This is a genomic window from Paenibacillus sp. EKM10P (genome assembly GCF_011800655.1).
Taxonomy (GTDB): Bacteria; Bacillota; Bacilli; order Paenibacillales; family Paenibacillaceae; genus Paenibacillus; species Paenibacillus polymyxa.
The window spans coordinates 1-4145 of the sequence record NZ_JAALET010000029.1 but is presented as its reverse complement, the minus strand read 5'-3'; the positions used below and the strand labels follow the sequence as shown (position 1 = coordinate 4145).

Sequence of the window (4145 nt, the reverse complement as noted above, 5' to 3'; positions counted from 1 at the left end):
CTGATCGTACCGTTTATGCAGCATGTGCATGAACACGGGCTGGACATGAGCAGTCTGGAACTGCTGATCACGAGCTCAGATAGCTGTAGCGTGACGGACTACCGAGTGCTGCAAGAACGGTTTGGTGCGGACATCCGCATCATCAACAGCTATGGCGTCACGGAAGCGGCGATTGACTCCAGCTTCTACGACGAAGAGCTGTCGAAGCTACCAAGCAGCGGGAATGTGCCGATTGGTCAGGCATGGCTGAACGCCCGTTTCTACATCGTGGACAGCCAGCTGAATCCGGTGCCGATCGGCGTACTGGGCGAGCTATGCATCGGCGGCATCGGGGTCGCACGGGGATACCTGAACCGTGCGGACCTGACGGCGGAGAAATTCGTAGCGAACCCGTACGTACCGGGTGAACATTTGTATCGCACCGGCGATTTGGCACGGTGGATGCCAGACAGCAATGTGGACTTTATCGGCCGGATGGACTATCAGGTCAAAATCCGGGGCTACCGGATTGAACTAGGCGAGATTGAAACGGCGATCCAGCGGGTACCGGGTGTGCGTCAAGCCGTAGTCATCGACCGGACGGACGAGCGTGGACACAAGTATTTGTGTGGATACATCACGGGAGAAGCCGAGCTGCGGATCGAGGAAGTACAGGCAGCACTGGAAGCCGGACTGCCAGCGCACATGGTGCCTGCACGCCTGATGCGACTGGAGACGATCCCGCTGACCAGCAACGGCAAAATCGACCGCAAGGCTTTGCCGGAACCGGAAGGCAGCATTCATACCGGAGCAGCCTATGTGGCACCGCGTACTACGGTGGAGCAGGTACTGGCTGCGGTATGGGCCGCAGTGCTTGGCATGGATGCCGTAGGCACGCAGGATAACTTCTTCGAGCTGGGCGGCGATTCGATCAAAGCCTTGCAAGTATCCTCCCGCTTGCTGCAGGCAGGTTATCGACTGAACATGAAAGACCTCTTCAGCCATCCGACGGTAGCGGCACTCAGTGCGTTGCTTCGTACAGATGGCAAGATGGCCAGTCAGGAAGAGGCAGTAGGCCAGGTGGAACTGACACCTATTCAGCGCTGGTTCTTCGAGCAGCAGCCGGCTGATCTGCACCACAGCAACCAGGCGATGATGCTGTACCGAGCTGGGGGCTTTGACGTTGACGCGCTGCGCCGTACGATGGACCGTATGGTCCAGCATCATGACGCACTGCGCACGGTATTCCGTGAGACGGAGCAGGGCTATGTCGCTTGGAACCGCAGTGTAGAGGAAGGCGAGCTATACACGCTGGACATTGTAGATTTCAGCGGAGTGGAAGACGAATCTACCGCTGTTGAAGCTAAGGCGAGTGAAATTCAAGCCAGCATTCATTTGAGCGCGGGTCCGCTGGTGAAGCTCGGTCTGTTCCATTGCGCTGAGGGCGACCATGTATTAATCGTCATTCATCATTTGGTGGTGGACGGTGTATCTTGGCGTATTTTGCTGGAGGATTTGGCATCTGGTTATGAGCAGGCAGTTGCAGGTCAGACAGGCACAGCTATTCGGCTGCCGCATAAAACAGATTCGTTCAAGGTATGGGCCAAACAACTGTCAGCCTATGCCAACAGTGCAACGATGGAGCAGGAGCTGGCTTACTGGCAGCATATCGAACAAGCAGAAGCAAGCCTCGCGAAGCCTTTGCCGAAGGATTTTGCAAATGATAATGCACGGCTCGGAGACAGTGAGGTGGTGACGGTTCGCTGGACGAAGCAGGAGACGGAGCAGCTGCTCAAACAAGCTCATCGCGCATACAACACGGAAATGAATGACCTGTTGCTAGCCGCGCTCGGAAAAGCGGTGTATGACTGGTCGGGTTCCGAGCGGATCTTGGTCAACCTGGAGGGTCATGGACGGGAAGCCATTGTACCGGATGTGGATATTACGCGCACGGTCGGCTGGTTTACGAGCCAATTCCCGGTTGTACTGGAGGGAAGTCTGGGAGAAGGGGGACATACTGCTCACCTGATCAAGCGGACCAAGGAAGGGTTGCGTCATATTCCGCAAAAAGGCATCGGCTATGGCATTTTACGCTACCTGACGGATAGGAATGTTTTGAAGAAAGCAGGCGTACAGTTACAGGCTCAGCCTGAGATCAGTTTTAACTATTTGGGGCAATTCGATCAGGATTATAAAGGCAACGATCTACAGCCTTCATCCTATTCCATCGGTGTGCCTGTCAGCACGAACGCGATTATGGATTTTGCACTGGATATCAACGGATTAATCGAGGATGGCGAGTTGGTGTTCACGATTCGCTACGGTACAACGCAGTTCCGTCATGAAACGATTGCACGGCTGGGAGAACTGCTGGCATCCGGCTTGCGTGAAGTCATTCATCATTGTGTCACCCAAGAAAGAACAGTGCTGACTCCAAGTGATGTTCTGTTAAACCATGTAACGCTGGACGAGTTGGAGCAATTGGTGGAAGATACGCGGGATCTGGGCGAGCTGGAAAATGTATATGCTTTGACACCGATGCAAAAGGGTATGCTCTTTTTCAGCCTGATGGATGAGAATTCGGCGGCTTATTTTGAGCAGGCATCCTTTGAGTTGAATGGGCGCTTCGATGTGGTTACTTTCGGTAAGAGCTTGGATCTGCTCGTACAGCGTCATGAGGCCCTGCGGACGAACTTTATCAACTCATGGAAGGATGAGCCTGTACAGGTCGTCTTCCGCAATCGCAGCGGACAATTATACTATGAAGACCTGCGCGGACTAGAAAAAGAGGAACGAAAGGCGCGTGTGGAGGCTTTTACCCTTGCCGATAAAGCGAAGGGATTTAATCTCGCAGAGGATGCACTCCTTCGTATCTCGATCCTGCAAACTGGGGATGAAACGTATCACTTTATCTGGAGCTTCCATCACATTTTGATGGATGGCTGGTGCTTGTCCTTTATGACCCAGGAAGTATTCGGTAGCTATCTGGCACTGCGTGCGGGTGATGAGCCCGTGCTGGAGCCTGTCACGCCGTTCAGCCGATTTATCGAATGGCTGGAACGTCAGGATCGTGAGGCAGCCCTGCAATACTGGCGTGGGTATCTGGCGGACTACGAGCAGCAAATTACGCTTCCGCAGCAAAAAGCACAGCCGAAATCGATGCAAGCCGGGGAATATATCGCTGAAGATCTGGATTGCGAATTCCAGCCAGAGCTGGTTGCCCAGATCGAACGGGTGGCGAAGCAAAATCAGGTCACGATCAACACGCTGATTCAGACCGTATGGGGCGTTCTGTTGCAGAAGTATAACAACAGTACGGATGTCGTGTTCGGCAGTGTTGTATCCGGCCGTCCAGGGGATATTCCAGGTGTGGAGCACATGATCGGGCTATTTATCAATACAATTCCAGTGCGTGTGCAGTCTGAACCAGGCGAAAGCTTTGTTGAGCTGATGAAACGAACACAGCGGCAGGCGCTGGCTTCCAATGCTTACGATGCGTTCCCTCTGTATGAAATCCAGGCACTGACCGAGCAGAAGCAGGATTTAATCAACCATATTATGATATTTGAGAATTATCCGGTGGAGCAGCAGGTAGAGCAACTGGGCAGTGATGGACAGGATCCCTTCACAATTTCAAACGTGGTGTCTACAGAGGAAACCAACTACGATCTGAACGTTGTCGTGATGCCAGGTGAAGGCATCAAGATTCGTTTTATGTATAACACGCTCAGCTTTGATCAAGCAGGTATTGAACGTCTGTATGGACATTTTGCGCGTCTCTTGGAGCAAATTTCGCTCAACCCGCATGTTCGAGTGGAAGAGCTGGAACTACTCACAGCAGCGGAAAAACAGCAAATTACAGCGGCCTTTAATGATACCGCTTGTGCATTTCCGTCTCATCAGACGATCCATCAGCTGTTCGAGGCTCAGGTGGAGTGTACACCAGATCAGGTGGCATTGGTATTTGGACATCAGCGTCTGACGTATCAGGAGCTAAATGAACGGGCGAATTCGCTGGCACGAGTGCTTCAAGCACAGGGAGTAGGACCTGACAAACTGGTCGGTCTGATGGTACAGCGCTCCGTGGAAATGATCGTAGGTCTGCTGGCCGTGCTAAAAGCAGGTGGTGCTTATGTGCCGATTGATCCCGAATTTCCGTCCTCACG

Annotated in this window: 1 protein-coding gene; it reads left to right on the top strand. The window is 53.1% G+C overall.

Annotation, left to right across the window (positions count from 1 at the left end; all coding sequences use genetic code 11):
- Positions 1-4145, top strand: a 4145-nt coding sequence (locus HFE01_RS26205; protein ID WP_167442888.1) for a condensation domain-containing protein, incomplete at both ends; no start/stop codon positions are given.